17 protein-coding genes are annotated in these 24,119 nt (G+C 38.9%); 8 read left to right on the top strand and 9 right to left on the bottom strand.

What is annotated here, in order from left to right; genetic code table 11:
• Positions 1-142: 142 nt before the first annotated feature.
• Complete coding sequence (locus CXF71_RS09045; RefSeq protein WP_101232634.1) at positions 143-2,314, top strand: prolyl oligopeptidase family serine peptidase; 2,172 nt, start codon at positions 143-145, stop codon at positions 2,312-2,314.
• 501 nt (positions 2,315-2,815) lie between these two features.
• On the opposite strand, the gene recQ is transcribed toward CXF71_RS09045, so the two are convergent.
• The gene (gene recQ / locus CXF71_RS09040) at positions 2,816-4,675 is read right to left on the bottom strand and encodes a DNA helicase RecQ (protein ID WP_232771430.1); all 1,860 of its coding nucleotides are present in this window, start codon (positions 4,673-4,675) and stop codon (positions 2,816-2,818) included.
• A 246-nt stretch (positions 4,676-4,921) separates the two neighbouring features.
• Here recQ and rarD point away from each other — a divergent pair, with 246 nt between their 5' ends.
• Positions 4,922-5,824, top strand: a complete 903-nt coding sequence (rarD, locus tag CXF71_RS09035; RefSeq protein WP_101232633.1) for an EamA family transporter RarD — start codon at positions 4,922-4,924, stop codon at positions 5,822-5,824.
• Positions 5,825-5,893: 69 nt separating this feature from the next.
• Here the strand turns inward: rarD and CXF71_RS09030 are convergent, their stop codons facing one another.
• Together CXF71_RS09030 and uvrD are read right to left on the bottom strand one after the other, a co-directional pair.
• Entirely contained in the window at positions 5,894-7,153 is a 1,260-nt protein-coding gene (locus CXF71_RS09030) for a diguanylate cyclase (protein WP_101232632.1), read from the bottom strand.
• Positions 7,154-7,221: 68 nt separating this feature from the next.
• Entirely contained in the window at positions 7,222-9,396 is a 2,175-nt protein-coding gene (gene uvrD, locus CXF71_RS09025; protein ID WP_101232631.1) for a DNA helicase II, read from the bottom strand.
• A 375-nt stretch (positions 9,397-9,771) separates the two neighbouring features.
• Between uvrD and CXF71_RS09020 the strand changes: the two genes are divergently transcribed.
• Positions 9,772-11,826: a sensor histidine kinase gene (locus CXF71_RS09020; protein WP_101232630.1), complete on the top strand. Its 2,055-nt coding sequence runs from the start codon at positions 9,772-9,774 to the stop codon at positions 11,824-11,826.
• Between the two features lie 20 nt (positions 11,827-11,846).
• Here the strand turns inward: CXF71_RS09020 and CXF71_RS09015 are convergent, their stop codons facing one another.
• The 4 genes from CXF71_RS09015 to lptM form a co-directional block, all read right to left on the bottom strand.
• Positions 11,847-12,614: an HAD-IA family hydrolase gene (locus CXF71_RS09015; protein WP_101232629.1), complete on the bottom strand. Its 768-nt coding sequence runs from the start codon at positions 12,612-12,614 to the stop codon at positions 11,847-11,849.
• Between the two features lie 91 nt (positions 12,615-12,705).
• A complete protein-coding gene (locus tag CXF71_RS09010; protein ID WP_232771429.1) occupies positions 12,706-13,419 on the bottom strand; it encodes a DUF484 family protein in 714 nt (237 codons plus the stop codon).
• 202 nt (positions 13,420-13,621) lie between these two features.
• Positions 13,622-14,452, bottom strand: coding sequence for a diaminopimelate epimerase (gene dapF, locus CXF71_RS09005; RefSeq protein ID WP_101227367.1), 831 nt, complete (start codon positions 14,450-14,452; stop codon positions 13,622-13,624).
• Positions 14,452-14,781 carry an LPS translocon maturation chaperone LptM gene (gene lptM, locus CXF71_RS09000; protein WP_101232628.1) on the bottom strand — a complete coding sequence of 110 codons (330 nt, stop codon included), beginning with the start codon at positions 14,779-14,781 and terminating at the stop codon, positions 14,452-14,454. The genes dapF and lptM overlap by 1 nt, the downstream gene beginning before the upstream one ends.
• 156 nt (positions 14,782-14,937) lie before the next feature.
• On the opposite strand from lptM, the gene cyaY reads away from it, so the two are divergent.
• From cyaY to CXF71_RS08975, 5 genes are read left to right on the top strand one after another with little or no spacing between them, the layout of a single operon-like run.
• Positions 14,938-15,258 (top strand): iron donor protein CyaY, encoded by a 321-nt coding sequence (gene cyaY, locus CXF71_RS08995; RefSeq protein ID WP_101232627.1) that lies wholly within the window; start codon positions 14,938-14,940, stop codon positions 15,256-15,258.
• 24 nt (positions 15,259-15,282) lie between these two features.
• Complete coding sequence (hemC, locus tag CXF71_RS08990; protein ID WP_101232626.1) at positions 15,283-16,236, top strand: hydroxymethylbilane synthase; 954 nt, start codon at positions 15,283-15,285, stop codon at positions 16,234-16,236.
• The gene (locus CXF71_RS08985; protein WP_101232625.1) at positions 16,220-17,062 is read left to right on the top strand and encodes a uroporphyrinogen-III synthase; all 843 of its coding nucleotides are present in this window, start codon (positions 16,220-16,222) and stop codon (positions 17,060-17,062) included. Before hemC ends, CXF71_RS08985 begins: the two co-directional genes overlap by 17 nt.
• Before the next feature lie 49 nt (positions 17,063-17,111).
• Positions 17,112-18,488, top strand: a complete 1,377-nt coding sequence (locus CXF71_RS08980; protein WP_101232624.1) for a uroporphyrinogen-III C-methyltransferase — start codon at positions 17,112-17,114, stop codon at positions 18,486-18,488.
• On the top strand, positions 18,485-19,696 hold the full coding sequence (locus CXF71_RS08975) for a heme biosynthesis protein HemY (protein WP_101232623.1): 1,212 nt from the start codon (positions 18,485-18,487) through the stop codon (positions 19,694-19,696). The genes CXF71_RS08980 and CXF71_RS08975 overlap by 4 nt, the downstream gene beginning before the upstream one ends.
• Before the next feature lie 78 nt (positions 19,697-19,774).
• Here CXF71_RS08975 and CXF71_RS21645 read toward each other — a convergent pair whose 3' ends face one another.
• Complete coding sequence (locus CXF71_RS21645) at positions 19,775-19,954, bottom strand: hypothetical protein (RefSeq protein WP_232771428.1); 180 nt, start codon at positions 19,952-19,954, stop codon at positions 19,775-19,777.
• Between the two features lie 379 nt (positions 19,955-20,333).
• Positions 20,334-23,627, bottom strand: a complete 3,294-nt coding sequence (locus tag CXF71_RS08965; protein ID WP_157826726.1) for an SGNH/GDSL hydrolase family protein — start codon at positions 23,625-23,627, stop codon at positions 20,334-20,336.
• Positions 23,628-24,119 lie beyond the last annotated feature (492 nt).

Below are 24,119 nucleotides of genomic sequence, written 5' to 3'. Positions count from 1 at the left end.
TCAATACTCAATGAGGTAAGCCGTAGTCTTGCTCAACCCTCTTCTGCTACACTGCCAAACGATTTGTAAAATAAATGTGAATATGCACCGTCATTCTAAGTGAATGAAGATCACAATAATCACTTCAACAAGCGAGATTCAAATGAAGAAACAAAGCCTTTTCTTGACCAGTATTTTGGTCACTAGTGTATTAGCCGGTTGTACTGGTAACAGTGTTGATAAAACATCAAATGCTGTTGCTTCAGCTCAAGAACAAACACAAAAAATCAGTTACCCTGTGACACAAAAAGGTGACGCGGTTGACAATTTTTTTGGTACTGATGTTGCTGATCCTTACCGTTGGTTAGAAGATGACCGTAGTGAAGAAACAGGTGCTTGGGTTACAGCTGAAAACAAGGTGACTTTCGATTATTTGTCACAAATCCCTTACCGTGGCCAGCTTAAATCTCGTTTAGCTGAGTTATGGAACTACGAAAAAGTTGGCGCTCCTTTTAAAGAAGGTAACTATACCTATTTTTATAAAAATGACGGTCTACAAAACCAATATGTGGTTTATCGTCAAAAAGATGGTGGTAAGGCTGAAATATTCTTAGATCCAAACTCTTTTAGCGAAGACGGCACCACCTCACTAGGTCAATTAAGCTTTTCTAAAGACGGTTCAATTGCCGCTTATGCTATTTCTGAAGGTGGTAGTGACTGGCGTAAAATCATCATCATTGATGTTGAAACAAAAAAAGTGCTAGAAACACCGCTTATTGATGTGAAGTTTTCAGGCATTTCTTGGTTTAAAAATGAAGGTTTTTACTACTCAAGTTACGATAAGCCAAAAGGTAGTGAGTTATCGGCAAAAACCGACCAACATAAACTTTATTACCATGTATTAGGTCAACCACAAAAAGACGATAAAGTTATTTTTGGTAACACCGCAGAACAGAAGCGTCGTTACGTAGGTGGTGATGTTACAGAAGATAATCGTTTCTTACTTATTTCAGGCGCTATTTCAACGTCAGGTAATGATCTTTACCTTAAAGATTTAACCAAACCTAATAGCCCATTAGTTACCATTACGGATAACTTTGATGCTGATACCTCTGTTATTGAAAATGAAGGTGACAAGTTATTCTTAGTGACTAACTTAGGCGCTCCAAATAAGAAAATTGTTACGGTAAATGCGAAAGCGCCAGCAAGTAACAACTGGACCGATTTTATTGCTGAAACAGATTATGTATTAAGCGCTTCAACAGGTGGCGGTTTCTTCTTTACTGAGTACATGGTTGATGCCATTTCTAAAGTTTACCAGTACGATTATCAAGGTAAGAAAATTCGTGAAATCAACTTACCTGGTGTAGGTAGTGCTTCTGCTTTAGCCGGTGATAAAGATGAAAGTACCCTATATTACTCATTTAGTAATTACAAAACGCCCGGCACCATCTATAGCTACAACATAGATAAGGGTAACAGTGATGTTTACCGTAAGTCAGGCGCTAAATTTGATAGCGAAGCTTACGAGTCAAAGCAGGTATTTTACCCTTCAAAAGATGGTACGAAAGTACCTATGATCATTACCTATAAAAAAGGTATTGAACTTAATGGTAAAAATCCAACTATCCTTTACGGGTACGGTGGCTTCAACGTTAGCTTAACACCAAGGTTTAGCGTTTCACGCGCAGTATGGTTAGAGCAAGGTGGTATCTACGCAGTTGCTAACTTACGTGGCGGCGGTGAATACGGTAAACAATGGCATAAAGCAGGTACACAGTTAGCTAAACAAAACGTTTTTGATGACTTTATTGCAGCGGGTGAGTTCTTAATCAAGCAAGATTATACCTCGAGTGACTACTTAGCCATTAATGGTGGTTCTAACGGTGGTTTATTAGTGGGTGCGGTTATGACACAACGTCCTGATCTGATGAAAGTAGCATTACCAGCTGTTGGTGTATTAGACATGCTGAGATACCATACCTTCACTGCAGGTGCTGGCTGGGCTTACGATTATGGTACTGCTGAGCAAAGTGAAGAAATGTTCACTTACTTAAAAGCTTATTCTCCTGTGCATAATGTTAAAGCCGGTGTTAGTTATCCAGCGACTATGGTAACTACAGGTGATCATGATGACCGTGTGGTTCCAGCACATTCATTTAAGTTTGCCGCTGAGTTACAAGCCAAACAAGCAGGTAACGCTCCAACATTAATTCGCATTGAAACCAATGCGGGTCATGGTGCAGGTACGCCAGTATCTAAAACTATCGAACAGTATGCAGATATTTATGCATTTACCTTGTTCAACATGGGTTTTACTGCATTACCAAAGTAATGTATTTAAGCGCTAGCTAAACCTTAGTTAGCGCTTATTTTAAACGAGTAAAGCTGATCTCGATCAAGTACCTGAGGAAATTACTCGGGTACTATTTCAACAAGTCTTATACCTGTTCCATTAAGTTTGTGATCTTGTTGTGCGCAGGAAAAATATTTCAAGGGTAGGCGCTTGATTGACTAATAGCTTGCTATTGGGATTGAGAACAACGTCGTCTTGGAGTATTTTAACCAGCACAAGTGGGCAATAACTTAATGGAATGGGTATTATTTATACCAATTAAATTTAAGTAACTGGAGTAAATTATGGGTTGTTGTGGTGGTTGTGGTGGCGAAGGTCATGATGAAAAAAAAGAGCAAGAACAAGCTCAAGATAAAACAACAGAACCAACTGAAGTAGCTGAGAAAGAGTAATTTACTCTCTATCAAGTGTGCTTTTACAAATGCCGATTAACCATCAAGGTTACTCGGCATTTTTTATATGTCATTTTTAGTGCGTTGGTTACTTATGCTCTTTAATCAACGCAAGAAACGGTTGGCCATAACGGGATAACTTCACATCACCTATGCCACTTATACTCAGCATTTCACGTGATGTTTTCGGCTGTACCCTTGCCAATTCAGATAAAGTTGCATCATTAAAGACAATAAATGGTGCAATGTCTTCACCATCGGCAATCGCTTTACGCAGTTCGCGTAGCTTTGCAAACAAGACTCGGTCATAACTTTTTTGTGGGGCTTTTTCTTGCCAGTAACTGGCTTTTTGCAGACGTGGGCTCGCCAACATCAAAGGCTCTTGCGCTTTTAATACCACGCCGGATGCTTGCGTTAAACATAAAATAGATTGTTGCTCTATATCTTGCTGTAAATAACCTAAATGTATTAGTTGAGCAATAATCGAGAACCAGTAACCTGTGGTTTTGCCTTTACCAATACCAAAGGTAGAGACTTTATCGTGTGCTAATTGCTTAATTTTATCGGTGAGTTCGCCACGTAAAACAGCAATAACATGATTAATATCACCTTGTTGTTCTACACGATAGACACACGACAATACTTTTTGCGCCTCTATGGTGCCATCAAATTGACTGGGAGGATCTAAGCAAATATCACAATTACCACAGCCTTTTTCGGTATATTCAGCGAAATAATTCAGTACTACCTGCCTACGGCAAGTTTGTGCATCAATAAAGGCATCCATGGCAGCAAAGCGCTGCATTTCAACATTGACTCGCTGTGGATTATCGCCTTCACTAATACGTTTCTTAATACGCGCAACATCTTTTTCATCGACTAAAAATAAGGCTTCTGCGTTTAAGCCATCACGACCAGCACGACCAATTTCTTGATAATAAGACTCTAAAGTACGTGGGGGTTCAAAATGTATAACATAACGCACATTAGGTTTATTGATCCCTAATCCAAAAGCAACGGTAGCAATGACTATTTGAATGTTATCTTTGGTAAACCCCTCTTGTACTAAAGAACGAATTTCGTTTTCTAGTCCGGCATGATAAGCCGCACAATTTATGCCACTAGCCGCTAAATACTTAGCTAATTTTTCTACTTGCCAACGACTGTTGCAATAAATAATACCACTATCTTCACCCTTCTTTTTGATATAACCCAGTAACTGCTTTTCGCCATTATATTTAGGGGCTAAGGTAAAACGAATATTAGGTCGGTCAAAACTATCAAGATGAATATAGGGGTTTGGTAGCGCAAGTTGATTCAAAATATCTTTACGGGTTGTAACATCGGCCGTAGCGGTTAACGCCATAACGGGCACGGTTGGAAAGTTTTGTTTTAAACATTGCAGCTTGGTATAAGCCGGTCTGAAATCATGACCCCACTGAGAAATACAGTGTGCCTCATCAATCGCAAATAAGCTGAGTGGTAACTGACTCAAACTTTGTAAGAAATAATAATTAGTTAAACGTTCAGGGGCAACATACAGTAATTTAATTTCACCTCGCCCTAAGCGAGCAAAAATTTCACTAATTTCGCTTTGTTCAAGACTAGAATTAATAAAAGCAGCTGATATACCTTGTCGAGTTAACCCATCTACTTGATCTTTCATCAAGGCGATCAACGGCGAAACAACGACTGTTACACCCGGCAATAATACCGCAGGAAGTTGATAACACAATGATTTACCGCCACCTGTAGGCATTAACACCAATGAATCTTGCCCTTGTAACAAGCTGTTAATAATTTTAGCTTGTCCCTCACGAAAGCTCTCATAGCCGAAATGATGCTTTAAAGTGTCGAGCAATAATGCACTATCTTCTGTACTAACTTCGGTACGTATTTCTGTACTGACTTCGGCACTGGTTTGGGCGTTGGCTACTGAGGAGTTCAAGAAGGTGTCGACTAATTGTCTTATGGATAATATTACTATTTTAACTCAGCGACACTGTGAAAACCTAGCACAGAAAAATATATTTATAACTCAAGTAAAATCATTTAGTTACTTATAAGTAAAGAGACTAGTATTAACAAGTTTACGATGCAAAAAATCCCCCCTTAGCTTTATAATACTTCAAGCTCTTAATGTCATGCTATTATCCACACTCTTTCATCCCTAATACAGTTGAACAAATAAATCATGACTGCGACAGCCCCTAATCAGCTTGAAGCCAATAGTAGCCGTAACGGTGCATTTAGTGCATTAAGTGCATACCTGTTATGGGGTTTTGCACCAATCTATTTTAAATTACTCACCGCCATTGAACCTGGTGAAATAATGATGCATAGAGTGATTTGGTCAACGGTGTTTTTGTTGGTGATGATCATTGTCATGAAGAAGTGGTCGCAATTAGTCGAGGTTTTCAAACAGCCGAAAGTATTATTGCAATTGTGTTTATCGGCTAGCTTTCTTGCGGTGAATTGGTTTTTGTTCATCTGGGCGGTAAACAACAATCATTTGCTTGATGCCAGTTTAGGTTATTACATTAATCCATTATTTAATGTGATATTAGGCATGATATTTTTTCATGAGCGCTTACGTCGCAACCAATTAATAGCCGTTGGTTTAGCTCTGCTTGGCGTATTGGTACAACTCATTGCTTTAGGTACTTTACCCATCATCTCACTTGCTTTAGCCAGTACCTTTGCAATTTACGGATTACTTAGAAAGAAACTCCCTATTAACTCATTCATCGGATTATTTATTGAATCCCTGTTAATGCTGCCTATAGCACTCATTTATTGGTATTTCTTTGTCGAAAGCAGTACAAGTAATATGGCAATAAATACCGCTAGCTTGAACTTTACTTTGATCATGGCCGGCATAGTAACAACAGCACCGCTATTGTTTTTTACTATTGCAGCTAAACGGTTAGCACTGTCGACCTTAGGATTTTTTCAATACTTGGGCCCAAGTATTATGTTTTTATTGGCTACCTTTTATTATCAAGAAACCATGAAAAGTGCTGAGTTAATTACCTTTGTATTCATATGGGCTGCATTAGTACTTTATAGTCTGGATTCATTTAAAAAGCGTGCTTAAATAGCTTATCTAAGTTCAAAAAAATAGCGCTTAAAAGCGCTATTTTTATTTTATTAGCAATGAAACTAGCTAGTCTTCTAATTCTGTGCCAAAGATGACCACCTGATTACGACCATTTTCTTTCGCTAGATATAAGGCATTATCCGCTTCATTCATTTGTTTAGAGAACTCGTCTGGGCTATCAAAAACCACCCCTATACTCAAGGTTATTGATATAGATTCAGCTCCAGCAGGCAGAGTAGAAACAGCAATTTCTCGTCTAAAATCATCTAGCTTATTGTATAAGTTGTCTTGGTCTATGCCATGCAGTAAAACGGCAAACTCTTCTCCGCCCAATCGAGCGGTAAGACCAGCACCAAAATGTTTACGCATATATAATGCCACGACCTTTAATACTTGATCACCCACGTCATGACCATAGCTATCATTTACTTTCTTAAAAAAATCGATATCTATCATCGCTAAACAATAAGGTACCTTTTTATTAATATATTCTTTAACGCGTAGTTCAGCACTACGGATAAAAGCACGGCGATTAGCAAGATCCGTTAAATAATCGGTATTCGCTGCATGTTGAATTTTGGCAATATTATTCAAACTTTCAATATTTTGAGTAATACGACAATAGAATTCTTCTGGGCAAAAAGGTTTACGTAAAAAGTCATCAGCACCATTTTTTATAAAACGCGCTGAATGAATGCCATTACTCGCACCTGAAATACCTATCACGGCAACTTGTTCTCGGGTATACATGCGTCGAATTTCATTGGTTAACGCAATACCATCCATCTCCGGCATTTCTAAATCAGTGATGACCATTTTAATACTTTTATGTTGAGTCATTTTTTCTAAGGCTTGAACACCATTATTAGCCGTTATCACATTAAAATTACGGCGTTTTAATAATTCTACAATATGGTTTCGCGCTGAAGATGAGTCATCAACCACTAAAATGGTGTTTTTATTATTGGTTTGCTGCCAATGCAAAACACGCTTTAAATACAAAAAGGCTTGGCTATTTTCTTTGGGAATATAATCAATGACTGGTTGTGATAGTATTTTTTGTCGTGTTTCATCATCCATTTTACCTGTCATGACTATGCTAGGAATACCATGGGACAGCACACACGCGATTGCCTCACCATCGAGAGCATCGGGTAAAGCATAATCAATAGTAGCCGCAAAAAAATCAGTATCTGTTGATAAAATATTTTCCACTTCTGCCAAATCAGTGGCAATGACCACATCAAATTTTAATGAGCGGGCGATCTGTTTGATAACAGTCGCTATCGGTTTACTGTCTTCTACTACTAATAATCTTTGAGACATCACAACACCTTTTTATTTTAAATGGACTATTTTCTGGCTGTTCGTTTCATTAACCAATATAGACTCAGTTATACGGCTTGTAAGTTGGCATACTCCACCACTAACCATTTACTTCCTACATCAGCAAAATTTACTTGAATACGTGATTGAGCACCACTGCCTTCATAGTTAAGTACTACACCTTCGCCAAACTTAGAATGCTTAACCAGTTGCCCCAACTTAAAACCAGTATTTTCAAAGGTTTCTAGTGTAAAAGTATTGGAGAACTTACCGACTTTACTGGGTCGTTTCACTTGCGACTGCATGCGAATTTCTTCGATACAATCTTCAGGTAACTCACGTAAAAAGCGGCTGGCTTTATGGAACTTTTCTTGTCCATATAAGCGACGACTTTCAGCGTGGCATAAGTATAGCTTAACCATTGCCCTTGTCATGCCTACATAACACAAACGGCGCTCTTCTTCTAAACGTCCTATATCTTCTACCGATTGTTGCGATGGGAACATGCCTTCTTCAAGGCCAGCAATAAAAACTAAAGGAAACTCTAGGCCTTTAGCTGAGTGCATTGTCATTAACTGAACCGCAGCTTCAAACTCATCCGCTTGTGATTCACCTGATTCTAATGCCGCATGAGTTAAAAATGCGGTTAACGGTGTTTGTTCTTCCGCTAATTCAGGGTCACTTTCAAACGTTTGACAAGCCGTAACTAGCTCGTTTAAGTTTTCTATACGCTGAGCGGCGCGTTCACCCTTTTCAGCTTGATACATCGCCTTTAAGCCACTATGACTGATGATGAAATTCGCTTGCTGATCTAAATCTAGGTTAGCGGTGTCATCTTCCAGTTGTTCAATCAGTTGCATAAATGCCGTAATCGTTTTAGCACCCCTGCCCTTCAACTGCTCAGCTTGTATCATGTTCTTACAAGCTTGCCACATGGTTACTTCCATACCCCGCGCTGCATCCCTAACTAATGCTAAGGTTTGATTACCTATGCCACGAGTAGGTGTATTGATAACGCGCTCAAAGGCTGCATCATCATCACGATTATTTATAAGGCGCATGTAAGCCAGCGCGTCTTTTATCTCTTGTCGCTCGAAGAATCTTTGTCCGCCATAAATACGATACGGCAATTGCCCTTGTAATAACGCTTCCTCAAGTAAACGTGATTGAGCATTTGAACGATACAATATCGCTACTTCATCCAATTTACCGCCATCGTCGCGCCATTGTTTTATGCGACCCGCGATAAAGCGTGCTTCATCAATTTCATTAAAAGCAGTATAAATTGATATTTTTTCGCCCGCTTCACCATCGGTCCACAATTCTTTACCCATACGGTTAGTATTGTTGCCAATTAACTGGTTAGCTGATTTCAAAATATTAGCGGTTGATCGGTAATTTTGCTCAAGGCGAATAGTTTGCGCATCATCATACTCTTTTAGAAAGCGTTCGATGTTTTCTATCTTGGCACCGCGCCAGCCATAAATAGACTGATCGTCATCACCGACAATCATTACCTTGCTACGGGCTTTACCCAACATAGTAAGCCATGCATATTGAATCGCGTTGGTATCTTGAAACTCATCCACTAAAATATGACCAAAGCGTTGTTGATAATGATCTAATAAGGCTGGATTTTTTAACCACAATTCATGCGCACGTAATAACAATTCGGCGAAATCAACTAAGCCTGAACGATCACAGGTTTCTTGGTAGGCTTTATAAACTTTAACAAACAACTCTTCAGTCGGGTCGAACTGAGCATCAATATGCTGAGGGCGAAGACCTTCATCTTTTTTGCCATTGATATACCAAACAAATTGCTTTGGTGGCCATTTTTTTTCATCAAGTTCGAGCGACCTAACGATTCGTTTGATTAGACGTAATTGATCATCGCTATCTAATACTTGAAAGCTTTGCGGTAAATTAGCTTCTTGGAAGTGCATTCTTAATAACCGATGCGCTAAACCATGAAAAGTACCTATCCACATACCGTGAGTATTACCATTCGTCACTTGCTCTACACGAGCACGCATCTCTGCTGCGGCTTTATTGGTAAAAGTTACTGCCAAAATGCTGTGCGAAGAAGCGCCCTCAACTTGCATTAACCAGGCGATACGTTGCACTAACACTCGAGTTTTACCACTGCCTGCGCCAGCCAAAATAAGCATATTTTGCTTTGGGGCAGCAACAACGTCACGTTGTTTATCATTAAGAGAGTCGAGTAATTCTGAAACGTCCATAGGGTTAAAACCTTTATTGAAGTGGCATTAGCTAGGTTAGGCTGATAATAGTGCTAAATAAAAATCAAAAGTATACCACCATTTATAGCTAGGTGTTGTGCTTTGCTGTTTATTTTTACAGTGATTCATTCGATATACTTAGCGGCACTTTATTAAACAAACGAAAGCCGTGAGCATAATATTACTCGCTACTATTCCTCAAACTCGCTACACTGACTTTTACTATTCACGGAATGAATGTAATAATACTAAAGGATAATAAGCTTATAAAGTAACGGCATAATACCGATTCTATTTTTGGTTCACCTTCACAATCTATGATCAATTTCCCAGCAAGCCCTCTTCTGCCATCAGTACTTAGCCTTGAGAAAATTTATGCTCAATAAAGACGAAATAAATATTTTGCGTACAGTGAAGTTGGCTCCGCTGTTTATTTTAGTGCTTTCACTCATTGCCATTGCTTTAATCTTTAAAAATAACAACAGTCATTTTAATAGTGAAGTTGACAGAATAAGAGCGGACTCTATCCTTGAAAGAACCCTACTTATTAAAAATGAAGTATTAAAAGTTCATGATCTTATTAAAAATGAAAAAGCCCAATCCATTCAGAAAATAAAGGACAGCCTCCAAGAAAGAGTACGAGAAGCGCATGCTATCGCCAGCTCTATCTATAGAAATAACCAAGATAAAAGTGCCGTCGAAATAAAGTTACTCATCAGTGATGCACTCAGAGATATTCGTTTTAATAAAGGCCGTGGTTATTTCTTCGTTTATCAAAGCGATGGTTTATCTGTCATGCATCCTATTTTGCCACATCTGCAAAACACCAATATATGGGATTTTAAGGATGTAAAAGGCAGTTATGTGATTCGAAATCTCAGTAATATTGCCACTTCGGTAGGAGAAGGTTTCTTTCGATGGTGGTGGAAAAAACCAGCAGACACTGAAACTGAATATGAAAAAATTGGTTACAGTAAGTACTTCGCACCTTTTGACTGGTTTATTGGTACTGGCGACTATGTACTCGATTATGAAGATGAGCTAAAAAAAGAAATATTAGCGCGTATTAGTCGAGTTAGATACGGTAAAGATGGTTATATTTTTGTGGTCAATGAAGAAGGAACTTACCTCAACCATATTGAAAAACAACACATAGGTAAAAATAGACTGGACCTGATCGACAACAATGGTTTTTTGATTACGCAAGAAATCATCAAAGCAGCCCAACGCGGCGAAGATTACTTATCCTACATAGGCACCATTAAACCAAGTACCGGCTTACCTGCGAGAAAAACATCATTCATCAAAGGCTTTGAAGATTGGCATTGGGCTATTGGCTCTGGAGCCTACTTAGATGATATTGAGAATGTAGTACTATCCAAGAAAATTGCTTTAAATAAAAAGAACCAGTTAAAGCTAATACAAACGCTAGCGCTAGGGGCAACAACCTCACTGATGTTATTCCTAATATCGCTCGCCTTTTCCAATAACATCAAACACCGCTTTCAACGGTATAAAATAAATGTCACCGATAAAACACAACAACTCAACCAATTGAACTTGAGTTTAGAAGATAAAGTATCGGATAGAACACAAGCATTAGCTGCTTCAAATAAAGAGCTTGAGTTAACCTTAACGAGTTTGAAAAACACCCAAGAAAAACTTATTGCTTCAGAAAAAATGGTTTCTATGGTTGGTTTAGTGACGGGGGTTGCTCATGAACTAAACACCCCTTTAGGCATTATGGTTACGTCCATGAGCCAAATAGAAGATGAAATAGAAACAGTCTTTGAAAAAATAAAGTCTCAGCAATTAACACGTACTGAATTAAAGCGTAGTGAGGAGTCATGCAGGTTAGCAGTCCAACTATTGGGTAGCAGTTTAGATAAATCGATTCAGCTTATTAAAAGCTTTAAATCTTTGTCGACATACAACGTACCTAGCCAACCACAAAAATTTTCCCCTAATAAATTGATTAAATCACTCAGTGATTCCTATCAATCAGTGCTAAAAGAGCACAACACACAACTAGCTTTGGTCTTTATTGATGAAGTAATGATTAAGAGTTATAAAGACGTCATTATTGATGTGTTAACGCAATTGATTGAAAACTCACTCACACATGCGTTCAATGGCATTAACTCTCCCTGCATTACCATACGCGTTAGCGCCACTAATGATCAGTTAATTATTGATTACTTTGATAATGGCTTAGGTTTAAGTGATGAAGGTAAGAAAAAAATATTTGAGCTATTTTATACCACTAAGCGAAATAGCAGCTGTACCGGATTAGGTATGCCTATTATCTACAACCAAGTCACACAAAAGCTACTAGGTAGCATTACTTACACAGAACCAAGTACGCAAGGAACAGGGTTTACAATCATTCTTCCAATGCTATATAAAACAGAAGCTTACCATCTTATTTAACCTAATAAAACTCAGTTAGATTAAGGTAGCAGGTGTGACAGATCACTAACTTGAACTAATTCAAGGTGAGGGATTTGTTGTAATTGTTTACCAACACCGTATTGCGGTAACCAAGCTGTTTGGCAACCCGCATTTAACGCACCATGGATATCAGCAAAACCACAATCGCCGACATGCAATAACTGCTCTGCAGGAATAGCTAACTGCTCACACACCAAAGTAAACATATCTGCTTCGGGCTTTTGCCTGAGTAAATGCTCACTTTCACCATGATAATTACCTGCTTGAAAACCAGCATGGTAAATGTGTTGGAAATAATGATCAATGCCCAAAGCTTTGGTATTTACATTACCATTACTGATTGCCACCAAAGGAAAGACTTTGCTTAAACTGGCTAATAGATCATGACTTGCTTTGGGTACGCTAAAGTCACTGCGTAAGCTAATAAAGTAATCTAAGCCTGCTTGTGCTTCTTTTGTCGCCATTTCTGCAGAGAGACTATGCGCTAGCAAACCTAAACGATAACTTTCAAAACGCAGTCTTACCACATCGTGAGAAATATCCTGATGCGCTTTAATCGCTTGCTGGCGATATGGCGCCCAAAAACGTCGGTTAAAAATCGGCTTTGGCTCAGATAATAACTTAGGTAACAAAGTGGCAAACTTTTCTGCAAAGTAATTCACCATCTTTTTTTCAATCGCCAGCATTACCGGACGATTGTTATATAAGGTGTCATCTAAATCAAAACTGATGGCTTTAATCTTTGTTAAACGTCGGTAGATTTGCATAGTATTGCCTAACCTTGAAAGTACTTACAATGCCAACTGTAGATGTAATAATTTAGCTTATCCGAATCAGCGGCTTAATAGCGTGGAGTTATTACCGTGTTATCTGTTGATGTAATAATTTAGCCACTAAACGCTTAAATTGATTAAGTAACAAGGTATCCATACGCGGATCAAAGTGATGAGCATCTTCGCTACCAATCGCTAAAAACCCTACCGCTTGTTCATCATGGGTTAGCTTAATCAATACAACTGAACCTGAGCATGGTTTGGAAAAAATCAGTGTTTGTTCACTTTCTTGCAAGCGCCCAAAATAATATTCATCATTCGTTAAGCGATTTTGCATCACACCCGCACAATCATTTGTTGATAAACTATGGTGCGTGACTTCAATATTGTTTGTCGGAATTAGCCATAACTTAAACGACGATAAAGATAACAATTCAGTGGTCGCTTGATGCAAACAATCGAGTAACTCTTCCGCTGATAAACAATCTAGTAAGCGTAAATAGAGGTCACTATAAAGTACAAACAATTGCTCATTATGGTTAGCTACCGACATTAACTGAGTAATTTCATCTTCTAACCCATGGACTTTATGGCGAAGTTGTTGCTGTTGACGCTCTACTAAAGAAACCGTACCTCGTTGCTCATCCGTTAAGCGTAAGCTAGTCATGAGACTATTATTACGATTAAAAAATTCAGGATTATCTTGTAAGTAACTTACCACTAACTCATCCGTTAATGGAATATCTTCACTATTAATACCTAGTTGTACATCATTCATTTTGCTAATTTCTTCTTTCATTGGGTGTCGTCGCTAATAGTGGATTGGGAAAGTAGCGGTTTATACTAGTTCCATTAATTAGGTGATCTACTTTATACGTAGATAAAACTTCCAAGTACAAGGCATTTATTTTAAGAACTAGTTATTCTAATTCTTAAATAAATAACGAAGTAGTTGGTAATTTTAGCAAGTAGAAATGATCACATAGTTATTGGGATTAGTATCATATGGATATTTGGCCATCAAACACATGTGTTGCCGGTCCAGACATTTTCACGGGATGACCCGGTCCTTGCCAAAATATACGTAACTTTCCACCGGGTAATTCAACAGTAACTTGCTTAGCTAGTTTTTTCTGCATGTAACCAATAACAACAGCTGCACAGGCACCGCTACCACAAGCTAACGTTTCTGCTGCACCACGCTCATACACTCTTAATTTGATATAATTAGGGCTAACAATTTCCATAAAACCGACATTAGCATCTTCAGGGAAACGTTCATGTATAGATAATTCTTGCCCAAGTGATTCAACATCCGCTTCAACAACACTATCTACGGTAACGACACAGTGGGGATTACCCATTGAGACAACACCACATAAAACAGTTTCACTTTCACTACGCAGAATATAAGTACCTTCCATTTTTTGTGCGCTAAACGGTATTTTTTTTGGTTCAAATTGTGGCACTGGCATAGTGACTGAAATATTACCATCACGCTCGATGTGTAAATTCATTTTACCTGTGCTAGTTGAAACTTTAATCTTGTGTTTATTACATAAACCTTTCATACGGACAAATTTTGCAAAACAACGAGCACCGTTGCCACATTGTCCTACCTCACTACCGTCAGCATTATAAATACGGTAATGAAAGTCTAAATCAGGATCATAAGGTGGCTCAACAACTAGCAACTGGTCAAAGCCCACGCCGAAGTTTCTGTTGGCAAATTTAGTGATTAATTCTGGCGATAAAAAAACATTTTGCGTGACATTATCAAGCACTAAAAAGTCATTACCTAAACCATGCATTTTAGAAAAATTGACTAACATTATTGTTGCTCTTTAACTTGGCCTGTTGGCTGCTTAACTGAGGGGGTAGTCGTTTGCTCAGTTGATTGTTGAACTGTTTGCTGTTTTTCCGACTCATCAATCGTTATCATTGCTGACTCTTGTGACTCAACGCTTTCTTTCACACTTGCCTTTTCGCTTTCATCAGCCTGCTCGACCACTTTATCTTTTGCTGTAACCGCTTCTTCAGGTGTTTGGTATAAATCACCTTTAATACCACAAGCAGATAGAAAAATGACGGCGACAAAAGTCAGTAAAATCGATTTAAAGTTGAATTTTTTATGTAGGTAATGAAGTCTATTGGTACGCATGATGGTTTTTTTGCCATGAAAGTCGTTTAAATCAAGCTTTTTAGCTTAACTTAACCACTCTATATCTATATTTATTTTGTCTGATTGCTATTATACTCACATGCTTATCAACAATAATACTCACTTAGACAAATAATGATATTTAAAGGATAGGCAATGACCGATAGCCAATACAACTTAATCGCTGAAGAGCTTCTTCTCGCTATAGAAGAGGCGATTGAAGATTCTGGTGTCGACATAGATTACGAAGGAGTGGGCGGATTATTAACGCTGACTTTTAAAAATAACAGCAAAGTGATTATAAACAAGCAAGCACCCTTACAGGAAATATGGGTAGCAACAAAGTTTAACGGCCACCATTTTGTCTTGAACAACGATAGTTGGACAGACAAGCGCAGTGGCGATGAATTTTGGCAGTTTTTATCAAACGCAGTTAGCATACAGGCTGAAACTGAATTAACACTTTCAGCGCAGTAATAACTATATATTTGGAAAAAGCGAATGAATAACACGACAGTACGAATTGCCACACGTAAAAGCGCCCTCGCCTTATGGCAAGCTGAATATGTGAAAGCACAACTTGAGCATTTTCATGACGGCATAAACGTTGTATTAGTTCCGATGACAACGAAAGGCGATATCATTTTAGACACGCCTTTAGCTAAAGTCGGTGGTAAAGGTTTATTTGTTAAAGAGCTTGAAGTTGCGATGCTTGAAGACCGTGCTGACATTGCTGTTCATTCAATGAAAGATGTGCCGGTAGATTTCCCTGAAGGTTTAGGATTAGAAGTTATTTGTCCTCGTGAAGATCCCCGTGACGCCTTTGTTTCTAATTCCATCAAATCATTAAGCGATTTACCTCAAGGCGCCATAGTGGGTACATCAAGCTTACGCCGTCAATGTCAATTAAAAGCAAGTCGTCCAGACCTTGATATTCGTGATTTACGTGGCAATGTAAATACTCGCTTAAGAAAATTAGATGAAGGCGAATACGACGCCATCATCTTGGCTGCTGCAGGCCTTATTCGCTTAGAAATGAGTGAACGTATTGCACAATTTATCGAACCAGAAGAAATGTTGCCTGCAAATGGCCAAGGTGCGGTTGGCATTGAGTGTCGTAATGATGACGAAAAAGTTAAGGCGTTATTAGCACCATTAGAATGTAATACTACCCGTATTCGTGTTCTAGCAGAGCGTGCGATGAATAAAGCCCTTGAAGGTGGTTGTCAGGTGCCTATCGGTAGCTATGGTGTGATTTCTGCTGACGGAAAAAACATTCATTTGCGCGGTTTAGTTGGCGCTGTTGATGGTAGTGAAATGATCGAAAGTGAAATCACCGGTCCTGTTGAAGAAGGTGAAGCACTAGGACATAAGCTCGCGCAAGAGTTACTCAGCCGAGGTGCCGATAAAATATTAAAACAGGTTTATTCAGTGAATAATGCCGAAAACAACTAAATTAACCGAAAAAACGTCTCAAGTGATTCCTCTTGAGACACCTACAAAGGGGTCGGCTTTACTTATGCCAGGTAAACCACTTAGGGTTTTAATTACCCGCCCTAAAGCTAAAGCTCAGCAACTTGCCTTGTTACTTGATCAACAAGGCATAGCCAATACTAGTCAAGCACTATTCGATTACCAAAGTAACGCCAGCGCACACAACATAGCCATAGCGCTAGAACATGCCGACATTCTTATCTTTGTTAGCGCTGCCGCCGTTGAATTTACACACGCCAGCTACCCGCTACAAAATAATTTACCTCAAACCATTTTTGCTGTCGGTAATGCCACCAAACAAGCATTACAGACACTAGGTATTACTACAGCGATATCGCCTCCTCCAGAGCAAGAGCACAGTGAAGGTTTACTTAAACTGCCACAATTGGTGAACGTAACAGGTAAAAAAGTAGTCATATTTCGAGGTAATGGTGGACGAGAGCATATTGCAAACAGTTTAATCCAACGCGGTGCCCTAGTAAGTTATGTCGAAAGTTACCAACGTGTATGGCGAACATTAGCGATAAATATCGCTGAGCAATGGCGAGCACAACAAATTAACTGTATTGTCGTTACCAGTAACGATATATTAGTAGCATTAGTAGAATGCCTAACCAGTGCAACTGATAACACAGATAATTATTGGCAATCACAATGTCTGTGGGTAGTGGTCAGTGAGCGAATTGAAGAAAATGCCAAAGCTTTAGGCTTAACACGGGTAATAAAAACTCATAGCGCTAGATCAAAAATACTCTGTAATACGTTGCAAGCACTCTCTTGTTCGTAAGCCCCCTTTATAAAGTAAGAGCTAAAGCAGATAACTAAAGTAAATAACGATGGAATATAAAATAATGTCGGATAACGAAGTCTCTAAAAGCAAATTATCGGATAAAAGTGACACCGAGAAAAAAGAGACCGCTACACTATCATCTGATAGTAATGCCAAAGTAAGCTCAGCATCTAATACCCCAAATACAGCGGTTAATAAAACGGTAGCGAAGCAACCTTCCCCGTCAAACACGCGTGTAACGGCTGAAAAATCTTCTAATAAAACCGCAACTATTGCACTGGTGATAGCATCAGTGAGTATTTTCGCTTCTATTGGCCATTACGTTTGGCAACAGCAACAAACTGGCGCGCAACTTTTAATGCTGAGCCAACAAAATCAGCAAGCAATACAACAAAGCCAAGCGCAGCTAAAAAGCAACTTAACGGCTGAATTTAACCGACAGCTGCAACAGCAGCATAGAGCAACAAGTGAATCGCAACAGAACGCTCAGCAAAAACATCTTGATAGTGATACTCAAATACAACGATTAACGGCTCAAATAAGCCAGTTAGACCAGCAAGTAAGTCAACGCCAGCCTAGCGATTGGTTAATACACGAAGCCGAATACCTTGTTCGTGTTGCTGCGCGCACTATGTGGTTAGAGCGAGATACTAAAGCTGCCATCAACTTATTGCGTGATGCAGATAATCGCCTTAAAGAATTAAACCATCCTAAATTTTTACCTGTACGGGCATTAATTAATGAAGATATTGAAAACTTGGCATTAATGCCAACGCTGACAAATCAAGAAGCCATTTTGACCTTGATGGCACTGAACAAACAAGTGCCAACGTTAGCGTTAGCCGGTGTTAATTTAGCTGAAGCACTCGATAAAACAAAAGAAGACTTTGTGCTGTCTGATAATATTGGTGACTGGCAAGAAAACTTAGCAAAAACCTGGCATAAATTTCTTAAAGACTTTATCACTGTTCGCAGAAGAACAGGCATGGTTGAGCCTTTAATGGCACCAGACCAACAGCAACATTTAAAGCAGAATTTAAGTTTGAAAATACAACTTGTTCAATGGGCTGCGAGTGAACAAAAAGAAACCATTTACCAGCAAACCTTACTTGATATTCAACAATGGCTAAATGAATTTTTTGATATGAGCTTACCGGTAAATAAGCGCTTCTATGATGCGATAGAGCAACTAAAAAAACAAACCATTAATTATGATTATCCAAGTGATTTACGTTCATTAGCAGCCATAAAGCGTTTGCTTCAAGATACCCAGCAAGGCACACAACATCAAGGTAACAAAGTAGAAAGCAACAAAACTGAGCAAGTTGAACAGCCGATTATTGACCAAAATATTAAACAAACGTCAACACCGAAAGACATGCCACAAACTGAAAATGAAGAAGCGAGTGGAGGTCAGTTATGATCCGCATTATTATCGCCTTGATTATCTTTCTCTTTGTGATGGCTGTCAGTCCTTTTTTAATTGATGAAAAAGGCTACATCCTCATTGCAATGGGCAACACCACCATAGAATTGACCGTCTTATCTGCCGGAATCATGTTAACACTACTATTCATTGCGCTCATTATTAGCCTAAAGCTATTACGTGGCGGCTTAAATTTTAGTTTTGGTACTTGGAACAAACTCGCTTTCGCCGGACAGCGTCGTGGTATTGCCAACTTCAATAAAGGACTTGCTGCTTATATGCTCGAGGATTATAGCCAAGCAGAAGAATTATTCGCTAAAAGTGCTATTCCATCAAAAAGAAAACAAAGTGCTTACTTGCTTGCGGCATCTGCCTCTGCAAAATTAGACCTAAACAGTAACACCAATCATTATTTAGCCTTACTTGAAAAAGAAACCATTAAACTCAAAGACGTAGGTTTAGAAAGTGTCATTGTTAATATTAAACTGTTAATGAACCAAGATAAGGCTGAAACCTACGCTAAAGCACGTGCGCTAATTGATGAAAATCATAAACAAATTGGCCATGACGCTCGTTTATTGGCACTTGAAATTGATTTATGCATCATTGAACAACGCTTTGCCCAAGCAGTACACTACTTAACTGCAGCACGCAAAGAAAAAACGATTACCGATGAAACGGTTCAAGTTTGGGAACAACTCGCCTATTACGGAAGCTTTGATGAGTGCATCAAGCAGCATGATAGCAATACATTACACGATAATTGGAATGGACTTAGCCGTAAAGTTAAACAACGAGAGGCGGTGTTATTTGCTTACTGTAGAGTATTAGCTGAAAACGAAGTCATCGAGCCGCTAAATAAGTTATTGGTACCGCTTTTTAAAAAGTCGCCTAGTAGTGACTTTTTAAAGCAAATTCGTAATCTACCAATTAAGCACGCAGATGAGTTAATTGCGATAGTACAGAAACAACTTCATAAGAATGTCCATAATGGTAAATGGCTTAGTTGTTTAGGACATTTAGCATTGAAAAGTGGACAGTACTCAATGGCAGAAAAAGCCTTTGGTAGCCTAATAAAGCTAGAAGATGAGGAATACGGTAAGCAATATGATCGTCAGGATTTGCAAGCATTAGCGCATGTTCACAGCCAACAAGGACAATACCAAGCGGCTGATGCTATGTGGTCAAAAGCAAGTACATTATAAGGAAACTGTCACTAAGGTTATTCTGAGAGGGTAATAAAGTAGTCGATTTAACACTTGCTATCGCTGCTTTATTATATGTTAAATACTGGTAAAACTTGATTGTTTTGGTGTTGGGGGCAATACCTGCAGGTCTTTGCTCAAAACTACCCCAGTGTCATTATCAACACCGCACAAATGCGCTTTTATTACGCTACGGCTACAAATATGATAACAAGGCGTATCTAATAAACTGATTTGTTGTGAATGAGGTTTAGGCATAACAGTCACTAGAGGAGATTTAGGTCTAGTTTATCGAAAGAAACATAAGCAAGTATTATAGGTGGCAGAATCAATTTATTGATAGCCCGTAACTATTGCCACTCCTTTAACCTTTATATCACAGCATTTATTACGAAGATTAAATATCGAAAAGGAAGCGTGACCATGTGAACTTGTGTAACTTGACTCATACTTAGCAAAATAGGAGTCTAAATTAAACTATTTGGATGGGAGACATTATGCCATCGAAGTTAAAACGCCAACTGCAAATTCCCTTATGAGTTCACTACTTTATTCTAGGAAATAATTGAGAATATAAATACATCATTTTAATTACTAAAACTCTTGTTAATTATTAAGTTAAGCACGTAACAAATCATCATGGTACTAGCGATCTTTGTAATCCATCAGCGACTAAGTCACTTAGAAATAACTTTCCTGCTTCATTATGATGAACAACGTCTGAGTTTAATATGCCTGTTTGATAGGGAAAGATAATATTGCCATCTTCTTGTACACTGACATTATTGTTTTTAAGGTAGTTCAAAAAATGGGTTCGTGCGGGAACAAAAGTGACACCAGAACTCAAAGCAACTTCTTCAGCCGCCGTTTGATATTCATCAAGCTGATCGTCATAAAGATTAGAGCCATCGGGTTTTTCATTATAAGTGGTTGCTGCAACTAAAACGACTTTGATGTTACTGGTTATACAGGCTTGAACGATTAAATTGAGATAACTCTTATAACTAGCCGTTGACGTATTGGGATTATTATTTAAGACATCATTGATCCCAATATATATTATCGCCACATCAACATCGTCAGTCACTATCTGATCAGCAAAAGGCTCAGGCTCAGTTAAGCCACCGCCAGCGTCATAACTTCTAATTCCCTCCCACAACTCCTGAATATCAGCACCATTAATACCTCGATTTAGTGACGTTGCTCCCTGTATTGACAATGCATCAACCAAAGATTGCTGCCAAACAATAACGTCGGTATTTGAATCACCGTAGAAACCTATTCTCATGCCAGATGTTATGTAACTATCAACACCCGTTATTTGATTAATACCATTGAGGGTATATAAAGCGGTGCGCTCTGCTTGTGCCGCGGGTGAGATATTATAAATTGGGTCAGTCTGTACATTTTCCGGCTGTACCATAAAAGAATAAACAGGGCTGTTCAGTGATGTATCACTTAAATTTGAAATGATTTTCCAGTTATATTTTTCTCCAAACGCCAAGTATTCATAAGGAATTAGTTCAGTAGTACTTACACTATAACTTGGGAGGCTAGGTTGCGGGAGTGCCTCTTTCCACAGATAAATATCATAATTTTCTACTCCAAGGCCATAGTTCCAGTTCAATGTTTGCCACGCTAATGCAGAAGTAGCTTTATCTATAGGATTGGTTGGAACTGCCGCGGTATCTGTTGGTAAACCCGTACTATGTAATATTGGGTCGCCAATATAACCATGAGCATTGTTAATAGTGCCCGTATTGGCGTCTGCAATAACCAGCGTGAGATAAGCATTGTCATCGGTTAGGTTAATATCGACGTCTTGTACTTCATGGTTTCCTGACAAAAGTTCTCCATAATGAACTTCTGCGCCATCAAGTAGTACCCAGTAGTTTATTTTTGCCCCCGTGGCACTACCAAATCGAGCTGTAAATTTAGTTATGGCAGCGCCATTGTTATAACTCAGACGAATTTTGTCCAAGTTGTAAGTCAGTCCAACGGTGGCGTGCATATCAATAAAAGCATGATTGTCGGGGTCGCCACTATAGTTTGGATTAGTGCCTAAATTATGAGATTGTAGGGATGGGTCACTATGACGATAAGGACCTTTACTGGGGATCCCATCATGTTGGGATATTCCCGTTTTGGCAGAGAAATCAAAGGTAATACCTGAGGTCGACACCACGGTTTCGCCATCCTTTTGAGGCACAAATGCACCGTCAACAATTCCGTATCTAGCTGAAAAGTCTTGTTGATTTAAGGATACGACCACACTGGTGCCCGAACTTCCCGTGCCCGGAAAACTACCGTTTCCTCCAGCTAATACGTCAGCTAAGCTATATTGTAGCAAAATGGGAGCAGAGGCATCGCTATCGCTCGTAATATCCCAGCGCAGTTCGTCGACAAAAAAGCTCAATAAATCGACTTCTGCAGCGTCGCTCCATATGCGATAAATATTATCTCGACACTCCTGGTAGGTAAAAACATTTGAACGGGGTACTACTGTTCCAATGGCTTGATAAAAGTTTGTAAGCCACGTTTCACCGCCCCATGTTTCATACGAATGGATGATCAAACCCGACATAAGGTCATTAATACTTTCATTGGTATTCCATGGCATGTACTCCTGTCGCCAACCATAGTCGAAATTGTAGCTTGAGTTACTCTTATAGGTTTTAAAATTTGCTACCATACGATCTCTAAACCACATTGAATCTTGACCAAAATATTCAAGTTCAACATCTAATATGTCTGACATCATAACTGCCATGGCATTATTCATACCAACAGTCCACCATCCCCAGTTCATGGGTTCATCATCCATTGCCCAGTCGAAAGATTCATTAAAGTATGGTGGCCAAAAGTTACGATTAGATTCATAAAAAAACACCTGATGGTAGCGTTCTTGCCCGCTTAACAATATGTCGTATTGCTCGTCAAAAAATCCTCTTCCAACTGAAATACCGCGCACTCCATGATTTGCTAGCCCGCCAGCCCCACAATTATCCAATGGAATTTGAATCGTGATGTGATCTTGCCATGGTGTATCTAAAGGGAGGTTTGTTAACCCTGTAATTGATTCATATTTATCATATAACCTATGAAAAAATTCAACCATTCGCGTCATAGTCGCATGATCAAATGCCAATGCATCGTTACCTTCAATGACAATAGCAATAGAGTCATCAAACCAAGCAACGGCTTCGGTGTTTGATGAACACCAGAAGTTATAATTCGTCGAAATGGCTTGAACGCCAGTTACTTCAATTATCGGACTAACAGTAATATCAACGGTATCATTTGCCGTCATTTCTTCATTGTCGGTGGCGGTCAATTCAAATGTAAATACTTCGATGGTGGTAACATCAGGCGCGGTAAAACTGGTCCTGGCATTGTTGGCATTCGTTAAAGTGACGTTGATCCCGCTAGTTTGATTCCAAGCATAACTGGCAATACGGCCATCACTGTCGCTACCTGAGCCCATCAGGGTGACGCTAGTTTGTTCATCGACTAGCTGGTCAATCCCCGCATTTGCTGCAGGCGCTGTATTAACGGGATTAACAGTAATAAGTACACTATCACTGGCGATAGCACCTTCATTATCGGTTACGGTCAACGTAAAAGTGAGTGCTTCTACAGCAGTTAATGTTGGCGCGGTAAAACTGGTGCTGGCATTTTTGGTATTCGTTAAAGTGACGCTGGTTCCGCTAGTTTGATTCCAAGCATAACTGGCAATGCTGCCATCACTGTCATTGCCTGTTCCTGTCAGAATAACACTAGTTTGTTCATCGACTAGCTGGTCAATACCCGCGTCGGCTGCTGGAAGTATATTCATTGTCGTCGGTATTATCGTATTGGTTGGTTCTCCTCCCCCCCCACAAGAAAGCACTGAAGTTAAACAAAACAAAAATACTGAATATTTAAACAACAAAATAAATTCCTTTTTTAATACTTATCCATCATGTCTATGAGCAGCTAGTATAGGTAAGTTTTATGTTTATGGTTCATTTAGTTATTATATTCATATAGAAATATGTAATATGTAAATAAAGGTCAGATGTGTTTATTACCTTTAACATGTTGCCATTAATCAGGAATTATATGCCGTTGAAATTAGCTCTATTTAACTACATAAGAATCAAAGCCCTTTAGTGCTAAGTTTCAATTTTGGTGGCTTAGTTCGAATTTATACTTAACAGGTATTGACAAAATATTTATCATCAAGAAATAGTTCTTGCAGCTAAGGTGAATGTTAGCTAACGACTTTGTTAGGTTCAAAGACACCTAGCGATAGAATACCAACGGCAGGAATGAGCTTGAAACAGACATTAGGTAGACTATGAACAAGAAAGAACTAGAAACCTTTGCTATTCTCTGCCTTTTCGACCATTTCAGTAAGAATACTTATTACTCTGTGGGAGAG

The organism is Colwellia sp. 12G3 (assembly GCF_002836775.1).
In the GTDB taxonomy this organism is placed as follows: domain Bacteria; phylum Pseudomonadota; class Gammaproteobacteria; order Enterobacterales; family Alteromonadaceae; genus Colwellia.
This window is presented reverse-complemented; position numbering and strand designations above follow the sequence as displayed.

Bases quoted from the DNA above. Each gene is read 5' to 3' on its own strand.
- CXF71_RS09010 (WP_232771429.1), bottom strand. From the start codon at position 13,419: ATGAAAGAAGAAATTAGCAAAATGAATGATGTACAACTAGGTATTAAT.
- CXF71_RS08985 (WP_101232625.1), top strand. From the start codon at position 16,220: ATGCCGAAAACAACTAAATTAACCGAAAAAACGTCTCAAGTGATTCCT.
- rarD (WP_101232633.1), top strand. From the start codon at position 4,922: ATGACTGCGACAGCCCCTAATCAGCTTGAAGCCAATAGTAGCCGTAAC.
- cyaY (WP_101232627.1), top strand. From the start codon at position 14,938: ATGACCGATAGCCAATACAACTTAATCGCTGAAGAGCTTCTTCTCGCT.
- CXF71_RS21645 (WP_232771428.1), bottom strand. From the start codon at position 19,954: ATGCCTAAACCTCATTCACAACAAATCAGTTTATTAGATACGCCTTGT.
- CXF71_RS09045 (WP_101232634.1), top strand. From the start codon at position 143: ATGAAGAAACAAAGCCTTTTCTTGACCAGTATTTTGGTCACTAGTGTA.
- lptM (WP_101232628.1), bottom strand. From the start codon at position 14,781: ATGCGTACCAATAGACTTCATTACCTACATAAAAAATTCAACTTTAAA.
- hemC (WP_101232626.1), top strand. From the start codon at position 15,283: ATGAATAACACGACAGTACGAATTGCCACACGTAAAAGCGCCCTCGCC.
- dapF (WP_101227367.1), bottom strand. From the start codon at position 14,452: ATGTTAGTCAATTTTTCTAAAATGCATGGTTTAGGTAATGACTTTTTA.
- CXF71_RS09015 (WP_101232629.1), bottom strand. From the start codon at position 12,614: ATGCAAATCTACCGACGTTTAACAAAGATTAAAGCCATCAGTTTTGAT.
- uvrD (WP_101232631.1), bottom strand. From the start codon at position 9,396: ATGGACGTTTCAGAATTACTCGACTCTCTTAATGATAAACAACGTGAC.
- CXF71_RS09020 (WP_101232630.1), top strand. From the start codon at position 9,772: ATGCTCAATAAAGACGAAATAAATATTTTGCGTACAGTGAAGTTGGCT.
- CXF71_RS08980 (WP_101232624.1), top strand. From the start codon at position 17,112: ATGGAATATAAAATAATGTCGGATAACGAAGTCTCTAAAAGCAAATTA.
- CXF71_RS08975 (WP_101232623.1), top strand. From the start codon at position 18,485: ATGATCCGCATTATTATCGCCTTGATTATCTTTCTCTTTGTGATGGCT.
- CXF71_RS09030 (WP_101232632.1), bottom strand. From the start codon at position 7,153: ATGTCTCAAAGATTATTAGTAGTAGAAGACAGTAAACCGATAGCGACT.